We start from the raw sequence: 13,922 nt of genomic DNA, 5'->3' as shown, positions 1-13,922 counted from the left end.
TAGCGTTCTACACTCGGAGGGGTGAGTGGCAGGGGAGGGGCCGGGGGCGGTCTCGATTTGACGCAGTTGCGCACGTTCCTGGCCGTGTATCGGGCGGGGTCGGTGACCGCGGCGGCCCGGCTGGTCGGGCTGTCCCAGCCGACGGTGACCACCCAGCTCCAGGAACTCGAAAAGCGTTTGGGCCGACAACTTTTCGAGCGGTTGCCGCGCGGGGTGACGCCGACCTCGGCCGCCGACGAACTGGCCGTGCGGCTGGCCGGGCCGATGGACGCGCTGGAGGCGATCGCGGGCGGCGCCGCGGACGAGCCCGCGCCGCACCCGCCGGTGCATCTGGCCGGGCCCGCGGAAATGCTGGGGGCGCTGGCACTTCCGGCCCTGGCCGGTCCGGTCGCGCGGGGCGTGCGGCTCACCGTCACCGCCGGACTGGCCGAGGATCTGCTGACCGGGTTGCGCGCCGGACAGTACGACCTGGTGATCTCGACCGTGCGCCCGCGCGGGCGGACCGTGCGGGCCGAACCGCTCATGGACGAGGAGTTCCTGCTCGTCGCCGCGCCGAGCGTGGCCGCCGGGCTCGATCCGGCCGAAATCCGCGGCGCGGGAACCGATTCCGCCGACCTCCCGCTGGTGTCCTACGCCGCGGATCTGCCCATCCTGCGCCGATACTGGCGACACGTGTTCGGAATCCGGCTCGACGCCGAACCCGCGGTGGTGGTCGCGGACCTCCGGGCGGTCGCCGCGCTGGTGGCCGCGGGCGGCGGAATCAGCGTGCTACCCCGCTATCTCATTGCCGCACAACTGAATTCGGGAACGCTGGTACCCCTGCTCGACCCGGAAGATCCCCCGATCAACACCGCCTTCCTCGCCCGCCGCGCCGGAGCCCCCGCCTCGGCCCACGTGGATCTCGTGCACGACGCGCTGCTCGCGGCGGGGCGAACGTGGTGATCAGCCGAAGCGTTCCCGCAGGATCTGGGCGGTGGCCTCGTCGGCGGGCAGGAAGGCCTCGAGTTGGAGTTCGGACAGGGAGATGTCGGTGGCGGTGGCGAACGAGGTGAGGGTGGTGATGAGGCGTAGTTCGCCGGTGTCGCAGCGTAATCGGAGCGGGACGGCGAAGCCGAGGTAGCCGGGGCCGGGGTCGGTCGGCGGGAGGTAGCTCTCCAGTTCGGCGACGAAGTCCTCGAGGTCGGGATCGGGGCTGACGCGGAGGCGGGTGCGGAGTCCTTCGGTCACGTGGCGTCCCCATTCGGGGAGGTTGAGTACGCGCGGCCCCAGGCCGTCCGGGTGCAGGGCCAGGCGGCGGACGTTCACCGGCGGCCGGAGCAATTCGGGCGCGCAGCCGTCGAAGAACACGTCCATGGCGGGATTCGCCTCGATCAGGACGCTGTGCCGGTCCACGATCAGGGCCGGATACGGCATGTGCCCGTGCAGCACGCTGCGCAGTGCGTCGCGTACCGGGCCCAATTCGGGTGCCGCCCAGCCGGATTCGTCGAACGCGGGCGCGTATCCGGCGGCGGTCAGCAGGGCGTTGCGCTCGCGGAGCGTCAGACCCAGCGATTCGGCCAGCCGCACCACCATCGCGCGGCCGGGCTGGGAGCGGCCCTGTTCGAGATAGCTGAGATAGCGCTGGGTCGTGTCCGCGCGGATCGCCAGATCGAGCTGACTCCAGCGCCGCAGCCCTCGCCAGCGCCGCAACTCGCGGGCGAAGGGGCCGGGTTGTGCCACTGCCGTCGTCATATCGCCATCCTGACCGCCGCCGCGCGGTCGTGCCATACCCTCGAGGGAATCGCGGATCGGCTCGCGGCTCGCCAGGCTCGACGGCATGAGCGTGGATCTCACCGATGTGGAACTGAAGCAGCTGGCCGATCGCTACGTCGCCCAATGGAACGAACCCGACGCCGAACGCCGCCGGGCCCTGATCCGGGAACTGTGGTCGCCCGACGCCCGGCACGTCCTGGTCAACCCGCCGCAGGGCGTGCGCGAGAGCGCGGCCGAACTGGCCGTCGTCCCGCCGTCGCTCGAGGCGCACGGCCATGTCGCGCTCGACGCGCGGGTGGGTCGGGCCTACGAAAGGTTCGTGGCCGCAGGCGAATTCGCGTTCGAACTCGACGGTGAGGCGCGTCGGCAGCCGGGCGGGGCGGTCACCCTCGGGTGGCTGATGCGCGCCCGGGGCGACGGCGGCGTGGCCGGATCGGGACTGGAGGTGCTGACCCTCGCCGACGACGGCCGCATCCGGACCGATCATCAGTTCGTCGCCTGAGACGGCGACCGCCCCCGAACCGAGCGTGCCGGCGCTCGATCCGGGGGCGGTGCGTGTCACGGGCGTCGCGGTCGAGCGCGCGGCGTTGTTGTCCCCAATCGCCGAACGGCCGGCCAGGACCGATGAGGGAGATCCCGGCGGCCGCGACGCGATCGCGCGGGCACCTCGTGACGGTCGGCGCGCCGCGCCGGAAGCTCGCGCGACGCCGAAGTACTATCTACGTACGTAGACAGTAGATGACTGGTTCATGTCGCGCAAGTGTCGGAGGGAGCCGGACGAAGCGGACCTACGGATTGGCTACGTAGATAGTATGGCCCGTGGGTCGTCCGTCACCCGGCGCGGCCGCACGACGAGGAGGTGCAGTGCGCACACGCGGATTCGGGGAGCTCGAGGCCGTGGTCATGGACCGGCTCTGGAATCGAGACGGCGAGCCCACCACGGTTCGGGAGCTGTTCGACGAGCTGGCGGGTGAGCGGGAGATCGCCTACACCACGGTCATGTCGACGATGGACAACCTGTTCCGCAAGGGCTGGCTCGAGCGCCGCCGCGAGGGCAAGGCGTTCCGCTACTGGCCGACCCTGACCCGCGAACAGCACAGCGCCCGGCTGATGCGTGAGGCCCTCGACGACGGCGGCCGGGCCGAACTGGTGCTCGCGCACTTCGTCGAGCAGATCGGCCCGGAGGAGTCCGAGCGGTTGCGCGCGGCGCTGCGGCGGCTGGCGGAGGGCGCGTGACCGTCGCGGTCGGACTCTTCGGCTACGCGGTCGCGATGGCGTTCCTCGCGCCCCGCGTGCTGCCCCGGCTCACCCGGCACGGGGTGGACCCGAATCTCGGTGTCGCCGCGTGGCTCTCGGTGATGGGGAGCGTGCTCGGCTCGTGGGGCGCCGCGGTGCTGATCGCGGTGGCGGACGCCGCGCACACCTGGCTGCACGCCGATCGGCTCGTGCTCTCGGGGCTGCACGAGGCGGAGGTCATCGTCACCGGACACGAGGGGCTCGCCGCCCAGCTCGCGCTGCTCCTCGTGACCGCGGTACCGGCCGTCCTCGCGGTGATCCTGTTCGGGCGGCTCGCCCGGTCGCAGGTGCGTATGCGGCTGCGGGCGCGGGAGCACGCGGATGCCTTGCGGCTCACCGGAACTCGCGTGCACCGGCATTCCTACGCGGATGTGGTGCTGCTCGACTCGGCGGAACGCGCGGCCTACTGTGTGGCCGGTTCGCCGAATGTGGTGGTGGTGACCAGCGGTGCGGTCGCGGCGCTGCGGCGGCGGGAGCTGGCCGCGGTCCTGGCGCACGAGCACGCGCACCTGATGCGGCGACATCCGTTGCTGCTCACCGTGACTCGCGGTCTGGCCGCCACCTTCGCCCGGGTGGGTCTGTTTCCCGTGGGCGCCCGCGAGGTCGCGCGGCTGCTGGAGATGTCCGCCGACGATATCGCCGTGCGCCGCCACGGCCGAGAGCCCCTGCTGTCGGGCCTGCTCGCGCTTTCGGGCGTCGCCCCGGCGGGCGCGCTGGCCGCCAGCGGCGCCGACGTCCTCGCCCGCGCCGAACGCCTGGTGTCCCCCCGCACCCGCCTGCGCCGAATCCGCGCCGCCCTGCTGACCGGCATCGGCGTTGCCGTCCTCGCCCCGCTACTGGTCGTGGGCGCGGCCTCGGGCCTGCTGCTCTGCTTGATCTAGCGTCGCGGCCTCGGGCCTGCTGCTCTGCTTGATCTAGCGTCGCGGCCTCCGGCCTGCTGCTCTGCCTGATTTAGCGTCGCGCGCGACGACTTTCGTGGCGTGCCCTGTGCAGGCGGTGGCGCGCCGTCGCGTCTGTCGGTCCGAGCGCCGGGCGCGGAACTTGATTTCCCGCCTCCGGTGCGGTCTTGGGGCTGTCGGTCCGGGCGTCGGGCATGGGGAGTGGGGAGTTCGATAGTGTGGGTGAGCGTGCGGATCTTTTTGGCCGGTGCCAGCGGTGTGCTGGGTACCAGACTGACGCCCCTGCTGGTCGCGACCGGATGTGAGGTGGCGGGGATGACCCGGTCGCCGGAGAAGGCCGAGCTGTTGGCGAGGCTCGGCGCCGAACCCGTGGTGTGCGATGTCTACGACGCGGACGCGCTGGAACGGGCCGTGCGCGCCTACGCCCCCGACATGCTCATGCATCAGCTCACCGATCTGCCCGACGACAGCGCGAATCTGCCCGCGGGGCGCTCGGCCAATGCCCGCATCCGGCGCGAGGGCACCGCCAATCTGCTCGCCGCCGCGCAGGCCGCGGGGGTGCGGCGGGTGCTCGCGCAGAGCGTGGCGTGGGAGATGAGCGGCGAGGGCCAGGCCGCCAAGGAGTACCTGGAGAAGTCGGTGCTCGAGGCGGACGGTGTGGTGCTGCGCTACGGCCAGTTCTTCGGTCCCGATACCTACTACCCCGATCCGACCGCCTATCCGGATCCGCCCCGCATCCACATCGACGAGGCCGCGGCCCGCACGGTCATCGCCGTCGATCTCGCGCCGGGGCTGTATTCGGTCACCGACACCGGCAAGACCGATTTCGATCCGGTGCGGTGACCGGCGTGCCCCGTGAGCTCGCCGATCTGCCCTACGCCCGGCATCTGCGGCCCTTCGAGGGCGAGCCGGAATCGGATATGGACTACGAGTCCGAGCACCTCGACGGCGTCACCTTCGCCGATCTCGACGCCGGGGGCGTGCGGTTCGGCGAATCCGCCTTCACCGCCGTCGAATTCGCCGGGGGCGTGCTGCGCTACGCGCGGTTCGACGACGTCTGGCTGCGCAATGTCCGCTGGGTCGGCACCAATCTCGGCCAATCCAATTGGCTGGGTAGCGAATTCGTCGATTCGGCGCTGTCCGGGGTGGAGGCGGTCGGCTCCCAGCTGCGCCGAATCCGGTTCGAGGGATGCAAATTCGATTCGGTGAACCTGCGCAACTCGACGCTCCAGGACGTCGTCTTCGCCGAGTGCGTCCTGCGCGACACCGATTTCGGCGAGGCCACCCTCCGCCGGGTGACCTTCCCCGGCTCCCGCCTCGAGGGTGTGGCCCTGCACGGCGCGACCCTCCATGAGGTCGACCTGCGCGGCGCCCACACCCTCGACCTCGTCGCCGGTATCGCCGCCCTGAAGGGTGCCACCATCAGCACCCCCCAACTGATGGACCTCGCCCCGGCTTTCGCTCGCGCCGCCGGGATCATTGTGCGGGACAACTGATCCAGGCCCGCGCCGCCGGAATCATCGCGCGGGACAATTGATTCCGCAGCACAACTGGTCTACGCGTGCGCCGTCTTGCCCCCGTCGATGACGAGTTGGGCCCCGGTGAGATACGGATGGTCCGCGGCCGCGAGGGTCAGGGCGAAGGACGCGATCTCCTCGGGGGTGGCGAGGCGGCCGAGGCCGGGGACGTTGGTGCGGGCCCACTGGCGCATGGCGACCTCGTAGGCGTCGTCGGGGAGGTCGCCGATCGGGCTGGCGCGACGGACCAGGTCGGTGTCGGTGGTGCCGGGGACGAGGGCGTTGACCCGGATGCCGTCCCCGGCGTAGTCGAGCGCCGCGGACTGGACCAGGCCGACCAGAGCGCGCTTGCTCGCGGTGTAGGCCGCGCGCCCGGCATCGGTCGCCAGCGCGTTCGAGGACGAGGTCACCACGATCGTGCCGCCGCCCGCCCGAATCATGTGGGGGACTTGATATTTCATGGCGAGGAACACCCCGCGCAGATTGGTGTGCACGACCCGGTCGAACTCGTCGGCGCTGTACTCGTGCAGCTTCTTCTGAATCGTGATCCCGGCGTTGTTGAAGGCGACGTGCACCCCGCCGTACCGCTCGGCCGCGGCGTCCACGAATCGGCGCACGTCGTCCTCGATCAGCACGTCGGCCCGGAGGTAGGTGGCCTCACCACCGGCCGCGCGGATCTCGCGCTCCACCACGGTCCCGCGCTCGACGCGGCGCCCGCAGAACGCCACCCGCGCCCCCTCGGCCGCGAACAACCGGGCCGCGGCCGCGCCGATGCCCGAGGTCGCGCCCGTGACGAGCACCGTCTTGTCGGCGAAGCGCCGCAGGCCGCTGGGTCGTTCGGGCGGCGGATCGGCGTCCCGGCCCAGGGCCACCCCGCCCGCGAGCCCGGCCGCTCCGGCGGCGAGTCCGGTGGCGGCCATGGCGCTCAACAGTTTTCGTCGTCCGGGCTGCGGCGGGCGGGGGGTGGTCGGATCGTCCGTCTCGTTCATACCGACCACGATCCCCGTCGACCCCGGCCCGCGAATCCGTCCTCGGTCCCGATCGTCGGCCGCCGGGACGAGGCCGCCTCCTCCGCTGGGAGGAGACGAGGCGCCCGCGCACCCGGCATGATGAGGACGTGGTGGATCTCCCGGGTACGGCGGCCGCGCACCCGCACGGGCGCGCCGGGATCCGCTCGCCCGACGCGACCGTCGCGCGGGGGGTCGAATGGCTGCTCGACGAGCGTTCGCTGCCCGTGCGGCTGCCGGTGTTGCTCCTGCTGGGCGCGGGATGCCTACTGTCGCTGTATGATTCGCCGACCGTCGTGGATTGGGCGCTGGGGATCGGCGCGGTGCTGGCGACCGCCGGGGGAGCGCGATGGCCCTCGACGACGTCGCTGGCGACGACCGGACTGCTGGCGCTGGGCTTCCTGGTCGGCGATTCCGGACCGATCGTGGGGAAGGTCGCGGCCGCGGTCGCGCTCGCGGAACTGGCCGCGCGACAGAGCGGCTGGCGGCCCTGGCTGGGCGCGGTCGCCCTCGCCGGAACGTATCTGCTGCACACCGCGGGCGGCACCGCCGCGACCGGATACCGTGCTGTCGTCATGGCCGGGCTGCCGCTGCTGCTCGGCGGTCTGTTGCGCGGCGCGCTCGACACCGTCCGGCGCGCCCGGTCGGAGGCGGCCGCGGCGAGCCGTCGCCGCGCGGCCGAGGTGGCGGCCGTGCGGGCCGCCGAGCGCACCGCCATCGCCCGCGAACTGCACGACCTGCTGGCCCATCACATCTCCTCGACCGTGCTCCGGGCCGGTGTCGCCCGGCACGCCGTGCCCGACGCCCCGCCCGCGCTGCGCGAGGTCCTCGACGACATCCACGCCTCCGGCCGCGAAACCCTCGCGGATCTCCGCACATTGGTGACGATCCTGCGCGACCCGGCCGCGACGGGCGAATCGTTCGTCGGCCCGGCCGAACTTCCCGCCGCGCTCGCCGCGGCCGTGACGCGTACCCGGCGGCTCGGCCCGCGCGTCACCGCGGAGATCGGGGACGTGTCCGCGCTCGACGCGGTCACGGCGCTGACCCTGCTGCGCCTCACCCAGGAGGGGCTGACCAATGTCGTCCGGCACGCCGGGCCGGATTGTGAAGCGCGCCTGAGCATCTCGACCGGGCCGGAGACCCGTTTCGAGCTGACCGACACCGGACGCGCCGGGACCGCGCCCGCTTCCACCGGACTCGGGCTGATCGGTCTGGCCGAACGGGTCGAACTGCTCGGCGGCGCCTTCACCGCGGGACCGACCGGCACCGGCTGGCAGATGACCGCGACCCTGCCCGGGCGGCCCGCATGACGATCCGCGTCCTGCTCGTCGACGATCAGCGGCTGGTCCGCGCCGGCCTGCGGATGCTGTGCTCGAACGCCGCCGACCTGGAGGTGGTCGGCGAGGCCGCCTCCGGCGCCGAGGCGGTCCGGCTGGCCGAACGCACCCGCCCCGATGTGGTCCTGATGGATCTACGGATGCCGGGCATGGACGGAATCCGCGCCACCGCAACGATTCTCGCGGCCCGCCCCGCCACCCGGGTGCTCGCGCTGACCACCTTCGACGACGACGACCACCTCTACCCCGCCCTCGCCGCCGGGGCGTGCGGCTTCCTCGTCAAGGACGCCTCGCCCACCGACCTGCTCGACGGCATCCGCCGCGCCGCCCGCGGGGAGCGGCCGTTCTCGCCGGAGGTGCTCGCCCGGGTGGTCGAATCCGCGGTCGACGCCCGCACCGCGCCCCCCGCGCCGCCACTCGCCCGCGCGAACCTAACCGAGCGGGAAAGCCAAGTGCTGCACCTGGTTTCGCAGGGGCTGTCCAATGCCGAGATCGCCGAACGCCTCCAGGTGGGCGTCACCACCGTCAAGACCCACATCGCGAATCTGATGGCGAAAACCGGTGCGAGCAACCGGGTTCGGCTCGCGGTGCTCGGGCTGCGCCCGGATCACTGAGCGGCCACCGCCGGTTCGGCCCGGTCGGTGTGGAAGCCGGGCAGCCACCGATCCGCCAGCGGGATCAGCAGATGGATCAACGGCCCGATACCGAAGGCGTACACCAGGGTTCCGACGCCGACACCGCCGCCGAGCAGGAAACCGGTGACCAGCACGGTCGCCTCGATGCCGGTGCGCACCGCCCACACCGGCCAGCCGGTGCGGGCGACCAGGCCGGTCATCAGGCCGTCGCGCGGGCCCGGGCCCATCCCCGCGCCGATGTAGAGGACCGTCGCGACGGCGTTGAGCAGGACCGCGGCGAACATGGCCAGCACCCGGGGAACCAGGGCGTGCCACTGCGGCAGCAGCCACAGCCCGGCGTCGACGGAGATCGCGATGACCACGACATTGCTGATCGTGCCCAGACCGGGGCGCTGCCGCAACGGAATCCAGGCCAGCAGCACGGCCACCCCGGTCAGCGCGGTCACCGTGCCGAAGCTGATCGGAACGTGCCGGGCGACGCCCTGGTGGAACACGTCCCACGGGTCGAGCCCGAGGTTCGCGCGGATCATCACCGCCATGGACAGGCCGTAGAGCCACAGCCCGACATACAGCGCGCAGAGTCGGCGAAGGAGCATGGCACTCAGCATGCGGGCGTACTGGCCTCATCCGACAGAGCCAGTCGCCGATCGCTGGACCGGCCGGAAAAGCCGGTGGCGGTCGCGGGTGCCGGGCGGTAGCGTTCGGCACATGCGAATCGGTGTGCACGGCGCGTGGTGGCTGCCCTGACGGGCGGCCCGCGCACGCACACCCCACATCACGGCCGCCCGGTTCGGGCGGCCCCGCGCGTCCCCGGCCGGGTGGCAGGACCCGAAAGGACGCTGTCATGCCCCGGCGACTCACCGCCTTCACCCCCTCCGGCGATCTGCACCTCGGCAACTACTTCGGCGCGATCGAACCGCTCGTGCGCGCACAGGTCCCCGGCGAGACCTTCGTCTTCGTCTCCGACCTGCACGCGCTGACCCTGCCGCACGACCCCGCCGAGGTTCGCACGCGCACAACCGAATTCGCCAGACTACTGCTGGCCTGCGGCGTGGATCCGGCTCGGAGCCTGTTCGCGGTCCAGTCGCACGTCCCCGAACACACCGAACTGCACTATCTGCTCGAATGCGCGACCGGATTCGGCGAGGCGCGGCGGATGATCCAGTTCAAGGAGAAATCCGCACGCGGACAACGGGTTCGGCTGTCGCTGCTGACCTATCCGATCCTCATGGCCGCCGACATCCTGCTCTACGACACCGAGGAGGTGCCGGTCGGGGAGGATCAGCGACAGCACGTCGAACTGGCCCGCGACCTCGCGGTCCGGTTCAACGCCGACTACGGTCCGGTGTTCACGGTCCCGCGCGCGGTCAACCCGCCCGTGGCGGCGCGCATCATGGACCTGGCGACACCCACCGCGAAGATGAGCAAATCGGTCTCCCCGGCGGGCGCGCTGCGCCTGCTCGACCCGCCGGATGTGCTGCGCCGCAAGGTGATGCGCGCGACCACCGATACCAGCGACGCGGTGACCTGCGATCCCGTCGCCCGGCCCGGCGTGGCGAATCTGCTGACCATCCTGTCCGCCTGCACCGGCGTGACCCCGGAGGCCGCGGCCGAAACCTTCGGTGGCTACGGCGAACTCAAGCGCGCGGTCGCCGACGCGGTCATCGCCGTGCTCGAGCCGATCCAGCGCCGATACGCCGAACTCGCCGCCGCGGACCCGAGCGAACTGCTGGGATCGGGCGCCGCCGCGGCCCGGCGCGTCGCGCGGCCCAAGGTGCGTGCCGCGCGCGCCGCGATCGGCCTGCTCGATTACGCCGAGACCCCGGGAATCTGCCCGATCGCGTAGGTGACCGCCATGGCCAAAGCGCCGCCGATCACCACCCGCGCCACCGCCCGGCGCGGATTGCCGCCCCCGAGCCGGGAACTGATCGATCCGGTGACCGCCAGCGCGACCAGCACCGCCGCGAAGGTCACCGGCACCCGCCACGTCGGCGGCGGCAGCAGGATGGCCAGCAGCGGCAACAGCGCGCCGAGGGTGAACGACACCGCCGAGGAGAAGGCGGCCTGCCACGGGTTGGTGAGTTCCCTGGGATCCAAACCCAATTCGGCCTCGGCGTGCGCGGTGAAGGCGTCGTGCGCGGTGAGTTCCTGCGCGACCCGCCGCGCCGTCGCCTCGGACAACCCCTTGCGCCGGTAGATCTCGGCCAGTTCGGCGAGTTCGTAGTCCGGCTCCTCGGCCAGTTCCCGCTTCTCCTTCGACAGCAGCGCCCGTTCGCTGTCGCGTTGGGTGCTGACCGACACGTACTCCCCGGCCGCCATCGAGAGCGCGCCCGCGACCAGACCCGCCACGCCCGCGGTGAGGATCGGGGTGGTGCTCGCGGTCGCGGACGCCACGCCGACCACGAGCCCGGCCGTGGACACGATGCCGTCGTTCGCGCCCAGCACCCCGGCGCGCAACCAGTTCAGCCGCGAGCCCAGCCCCGCGCCGTGCGGTTCGTGCGGATGCGTTTCGTCGCTGATCTCGTCCACGGAAAGCAGACTAGGCCGATTAGCATCGCATCCGTGAACCCCGTTCTCGGCCGCGTTTCCGCAGCCCTCGCAGGTCAGCTGGGTCTCCCGCACGGAGTGCTCGGCAAGGGGGTGGCGCTGCTGCTGAACCGGACCAACCGGCGGCTCATCGAGGCCGCGGTGCGCGCCGCGGACGTCCGCGCCGGGCAGCACGCCGCCGACGTCGGATTCGGTGGCGGCGTGGGACTTTCGCTGTTGCTGGAGCGCGTCGGCGACACCGGGACCGTGCACGGCGTGGACCTCGCCCCCGATATGGTCGCCCGCGCCCGCTCCCGGTTCGTCTCCGAGGTCGGCGCGGGCCGCCTGCGCCTGCTCACCGGTTCGCTCACCGAACTGCCGCTGGCCGACGCCGGCCTCGACGCGTTGATCACCGCCAACACCGTCTACTTCGTCCCCGACCTCACCCCGGTCGCCGCGGAACTGGCCCGCGTCCTGCGCCCCGGCGGTCGGGCGGTCGTCGCCATCGGCGACCCCGACGCCATGGCCGCGCTGCCGTTCACCGACCATCGCTTCACCCTGCGCCCGCCCGCGGAGATCGCCGCCGTCCTGGAACGATCCGGCCTCGCCGTCGAGCATCGCGAGGTGCCCGACAGCCGGATGAAGGGGCATCTGCTCCTCGCGCGCAAGGACTGATACAACCGGCGTCGCGAAGCGACGAATGTCTCTTTTGTCCGAAAGCTGTTCATTCGCTGGGACGATGGAGATTATGATCCGCGCGCTCGACCGACACTGGACCACCGCCGTTCCGCTCCTGGCCGCGATCGCCTTGGTGTACGCGTGGTTCGCGCATCCCACCGGAGCGGCCGTGCTCGTGCCGGTGGTCGCGCTCGCGGGCGCGGTGCTGGCGGCCGTGTGGCACGCCGAGGTGGTGGCGCATCGGGTGGGGGAGCCGTTGGGCGCGCTGGTGCTCGCGGTGGCGGTCACGGTGATCGAGGTGGGGCTCATCGTCACCTTGATGGCCTCGGGCGGGGCGGACGCGTCGTCGCTGGCGCGCGACACCGTCTTCGCGGCGGTCATGATCACCTGCAATGGGATCTTCGGGCTGTCCCTGCTGGTGGGGGCGTTGCGGCGGCGGGTGGCGGTGTTCAATGCCGAGGGCACGGGCGCCGCGCTGGCGACAGTCGCGACGCTGGCGACCTTGAGCCTGGTGCTGCCGACCTTCACCACGAGCAGGCCCGGACCGGAATTCTCCACGGCGCAACTGGCTTTCGCGGCGGTGGCCTCGCTGGTGCTGTACGGCCTGTTCGTCATGGTCCAGACCGTGCGGCATCGCGACGACTTCCTGCCCGTCGAACGGGCGGCCGACGACGCGGTCACGCCCGAAAGGCCCTCCGCCGCAACGGCATTGCGCAGCGGCGGATTGCTGCTGGTCGCCCTGGTGGGCGTGGTGGGGCTGGCCAAGACGGTGTCGCCGTCGATCGAGCAGGGCGTGCACGCGGCGGGCCTGCCGCGCGCGGTGGTCGGCGTGGTGATCGCCCTGCTCGTCCTGCTGCCCGAGACGCTGGCCGCGCTGCGGGCCGCGCGCCGCGACCGGGTGCAGATCAGCCTCAACCTCGCGCTCGGGTCGGCCATGGCGAGTATCGGGCTGACCATTCCGGCGATCGCGCTGGCGTCGATCTGGATACCCACGCCGCTCACGTTGGGCCTGGGCGCGACCCAGATGGTGCTGCTCGCGTTGACCGTCGTCACCGGCGTGCTGACCGTGGTCCCGGGCCGCGCGACCCTGTTGCAGGGCGGCGTGCATCTGGTCCTGCTGGCCGCGTTCGTCTTCCTCGCGGTGAGCCCGTAACCATGCTCGAAATTAGCCCGAAACGGGCATGAGCCGTGTCACACCCATAGTCGAATCGGCTGGGAACGTGTTTCAGAATGGAAGAATCGCGCCCGTCGAAAGCCGTTGATCTGCGGACTTATCGGACGAAGCCCCCTCGGATCAGAGGTGAGGCTCACACCGTGACCGACTTTACTGTAACCCGTTGTTACCGATAGCTTCGTGTTGGCAGTGTTGCCGATCACGGAGAGAAGTACGGTGAAACCCGAGACACGACATTCGAGGACCGAGCGCGCATGGCGTCGGTGACCCGGGTCCGCTCCCGCGTCTCCGCCGTTCGCACCGTCCGCGAGAACTTCTCGGACACCGTCGTCTCGTCGCTGCGGACCTTCGGCCGGGCGGTCGACATCGCGCGGGAATCGGTGACCGGCACGGTCAGCGGCATCGCGCGCGGTCAATTCCAGTGGCGCGAGGCCATTCTGCAGGCGTGGCGGCTGGTGACGGTCACCGCGATCCCGGCGATCCTGATCGCGATCCCGTTCGGCGTGATCGTGTCGGTCCAGGTCGGCAACCTCATCCACAATCTCGGCGCGGACTCGCTGCTCGGCGCGACCGGCGGGCTGGGCGTGATCAAACAGGGCGCGCCGCTGGCGACCGGCTTCCTGCTCGGCGGCGCGGGCGCGGCGGCGATCGCGGCCGATCTGGGCGCGCGCACGATCCGCGAGGAGATCGACGCGCTCAACACCATGGGCATCAGTCCCATTCCGCGCCTTGTCATTCCGCGGCTGGTCGCGATGATCCTCGTCGCGCCGCTGCTGAACATCCTCATCATCTTCGTGGGCATCGTCGCCGGGTACGCGGTCGCGGTCGGCGGGCAGAACGTGACCCCGGGCAGCTACTGGGCCACCTTCGGCTCCTTCACCACGATCGCCGACGTCTGGGTGTCGCTGCTCAAGGCGGCCATGTTCGGGTTCCTCGTCGTGGTCATCGCCTGCCAGCGCGGGCTCGAGGCCAAGGGCGGGCCGCGCGGGGTGGCCGACGCGGTGAACGCGGCCGTGGTGCTGTCGGTGGTGTCCATCGCGATCGTCAACCTCGGCGTCACCCAGATCGTCGAGATGTTCCTGCCGACCAGGTTGGTGTGAG

Annotated in this window: 16 protein-coding genes; 12 read left to right on the top strand and 4 right to left on the bottom strand. The window is 71.6% G+C overall.

The features are described from left to right. Positions 1-21 precede the first annotated feature (21 nt). Complete coding sequence (locus ACWDSJ_RS33405) at positions 22-942, top strand: LysR family transcriptional regulator (RefSeq protein ID WP_450036713.1); 921 nt, start codon at positions 22-24, stop codon at positions 940-942. On the opposite strand, the gene ACWDSJ_RS33400 is transcribed toward ACWDSJ_RS33405, so the two are convergent. After that, the gene (locus tag ACWDSJ_RS33400) at positions 943-1,731 is read right to left on the bottom strand and encodes a helix-turn-helix domain-containing protein (RefSeq protein WP_450036712.1); all 789 of its coding nucleotides are present in this window, start codon (positions 1,729-1,731) and stop codon (positions 943-945) included. An 85-nt stretch (positions 1,732-1,816) separates the two neighbouring features. Here ACWDSJ_RS33400 and ACWDSJ_RS33395 point away from each other — a divergent pair, with 85 nt between their 5' ends. The 5 genes from ACWDSJ_RS33395 to ACWDSJ_RS33375 all read left to right on the top strand — a co-directional run bounded on the left by ACWDSJ_RS33395 (position 1,817) and on the right by ACWDSJ_RS33375 (position 5,443). Further along, positions 1,817-2,254 (top strand): hypothetical protein, encoded by a 438-nt coding sequence (locus tag ACWDSJ_RS33395; RefSeq protein ID WP_450036711.1) that lies wholly within the window; start codon positions 1,817-1,819, stop codon positions 2,252-2,254. A gap of 362 nt (positions 2,255-2,616) precedes the next feature. Further along, a complete protein-coding gene (locus ACWDSJ_RS33390; RefSeq protein WP_387371094.1) occupies positions 2,617-2,988 on the top strand; it encodes a BlaI/MecI/CopY family transcriptional regulator in 372 nt (123 codons plus the stop codon). After that, positions 2,985-3,929 carry a M56 family metallopeptidase gene (locus ACWDSJ_RS33385; protein WP_450036710.1) on the top strand — a complete coding sequence of 315 codons (945 nt, stop codon included), beginning with the start codon at positions 2,985-2,987 and terminating at the stop codon, positions 3,927-3,929. Before ACWDSJ_RS33390 ends, ACWDSJ_RS33385 begins: the two co-directional genes overlap by 4 nt. A gap of 240 nt (positions 3,930-4,169) precedes the next feature. Continuing rightward, entirely contained in the window at positions 4,170-4,790 is a 621-nt protein-coding gene (locus ACWDSJ_RS33380; protein WP_387366859.1) for an NAD(P)H-binding protein, read from the top strand. A 5-nt stretch (positions 4,791-4,795) separates the two neighbouring features. Further along, complete coding sequence (locus tag ACWDSJ_RS33375; protein ID WP_450036709.1) at positions 4,796-5,443, top strand: pentapeptide repeat-containing protein; 648 nt, start codon at positions 4,796-4,798, stop codon at positions 5,441-5,443. A 59-nt stretch (positions 5,444-5,502) separates the two neighbouring features. On the opposite strand, the gene ACWDSJ_RS33370 is transcribed toward ACWDSJ_RS33375, so the two are convergent. Continuing rightward, positions 5,503-6,453 (bottom strand): SDR family NAD(P)-dependent oxidoreductase, encoded by a 951-nt coding sequence (locus ACWDSJ_RS33370; RefSeq protein ID WP_450036707.1) that lies wholly within the window; start codon positions 6,451-6,453, stop codon positions 5,503-5,505. 128 nt (positions 6,454-6,581) lie between these two features. Here ACWDSJ_RS33370 and ACWDSJ_RS33365 point away from each other — a divergent pair, with 128 nt between their 5' ends. Next, positions 6,582-7,781 (top strand): sensor histidine kinase, encoded by a 1,200-nt coding sequence (locus tag ACWDSJ_RS33365; protein WP_450036706.1) that lies wholly within the window; start codon positions 6,582-6,584, stop codon positions 7,779-7,781. Further along, positions 7,778-8,422 carry a response regulator gene (locus tag ACWDSJ_RS33360; protein WP_450036704.1) on the top strand — a complete coding sequence of 215 codons (645 nt, stop codon included), beginning with the start codon at positions 7,778-7,780 and terminating at the stop codon, positions 8,420-8,422. The genes ACWDSJ_RS33365 and ACWDSJ_RS33360 overlap by 4 nt, the downstream gene beginning before the upstream one ends. Here ACWDSJ_RS33360 and yczE read toward each other — a convergent pair. Next, on the bottom strand, positions 8,416-9,039 hold the full coding sequence (gene yczE / locus ACWDSJ_RS33355; RefSeq protein ID WP_450036703.1) for a membrane protein YczE: 624 nt from the start codon (positions 9,037-9,039) through the stop codon (positions 8,416-8,418). The genes ACWDSJ_RS33360 and yczE overlap by 7 nt on opposite strands. A 248-nt stretch (positions 9,040-9,287) precedes the next feature. Between yczE and trpS the strand changes: the two genes are divergently transcribed. Beyond that, on the top strand, positions 9,288-10,289 hold the full coding sequence (trpS, locus tag ACWDSJ_RS33350; RefSeq protein WP_450036702.1) for a tryptophan--tRNA ligase: 1,002 nt from the start codon (positions 9,288-9,290) through the stop codon (positions 10,287-10,289). Here trpS and ACWDSJ_RS33345 read toward each other — a convergent pair. Next, positions 10,253-10,963 (bottom strand): VIT1/CCC1 transporter family protein, encoded by a 711-nt coding sequence (locus ACWDSJ_RS33345; RefSeq protein ID WP_450036749.1) that lies wholly within the window; start codon positions 10,961-10,963, stop codon positions 10,253-10,255. The two genes, trpS and ACWDSJ_RS33345, sit on opposite strands and share 37 nt — an antisense overlap. 42 nt (positions 10,964-11,005) lie before the next feature. On the opposite strand from ACWDSJ_RS33345, the gene ACWDSJ_RS33340 reads away from it, so the two are divergent. From ACWDSJ_RS33340 to ACWDSJ_RS33330, 3 genes are all read left to right on the top strand, one after another. Continuing rightward, positions 11,006-11,644 carry a class I SAM-dependent methyltransferase gene (locus ACWDSJ_RS33340; protein WP_450036701.1) on the top strand — a complete coding sequence of 213 codons (639 nt, stop codon included), beginning with the start codon at positions 11,006-11,008 and terminating at the stop codon, positions 11,642-11,644. A 64-nt stretch (positions 11,645-11,708) separates the two neighbouring features. Beyond that, positions 11,709-12,800: a calcium:proton antiporter gene (locus ACWDSJ_RS33335; RefSeq protein WP_387366835.1), complete on the top strand. Its 1,092-nt coding sequence runs from the start codon at positions 11,709-11,711 to the stop codon at positions 12,798-12,800. Between the two features lie 275 nt (positions 12,801-13,075). Beyond that, the gene (locus tag ACWDSJ_RS33330; RefSeq protein WP_387366832.1) at positions 13,076-13,921 is read left to right on the top strand and encodes an ABC transporter permease; all 846 of its coding nucleotides are present in this window, start codon (positions 13,076-13,078) and stop codon (positions 13,919-13,921) included. Position 13,922: the final 1 nt, after the last annotated feature.

The sequence above is a fragment of the Nocardia sp. NPDC003482 genome (assembly GCF_053588115.1).
This window is presented reverse-complemented; position numbering and strand designations above follow the sequence as displayed.

Coding starts and splice junctions, on each gene's coding strand:
- trpS (WP_450036702.1), top strand. CDS start 9,288: ATGCCCCGGCGACTCACCGCCTTCACCCCCTCCGGCGATCTGCACCTC.
- ACWDSJ_RS33370 (WP_450036707.1), bottom strand. CDS start 6,453: ATGAACGAGACGGACGATCCGACCACCCCCCGCCCGCCGCAGCCCGGA.
- yczE (WP_450036703.1), bottom strand. CDS start 9,039: ATGCTCCTTCGCCGACTCTGCGCGCTGTATGTCGGGCTGTGGCTCTAC.
- ACWDSJ_RS33400 (WP_450036712.1), bottom strand. CDS start 1,731: ATGACGACGGCAGTGGCACAACCCGGCCCCTTCGCCCGCGAGTTGCGG.
- ACWDSJ_RS33330 (WP_387366832.1), top strand. CDS start 13,076: ATGGCGTCGGTGACCCGGGTCCGCTCCCGCGTCTCCGCCGTTCGCACC.
- ACWDSJ_RS33395 (WP_450036711.1), top strand. CDS start 1,817: ATGAGCGTGGATCTCACCGATGTGGAACTGAAGCAGCTGGCCGATCGC.
- ACWDSJ_RS33360 (WP_450036704.1), top strand. CDS start 7,778: ATGACGATCCGCGTCCTGCTCGTCGACGATCAGCGGCTGGTCCGCGCC.
- ACWDSJ_RS33335 (WP_387366835.1), top strand. CDS start 11,709: ATGGAGATTATGATCCGCGCGCTCGACCGACACTGGACCACCGCCGTT.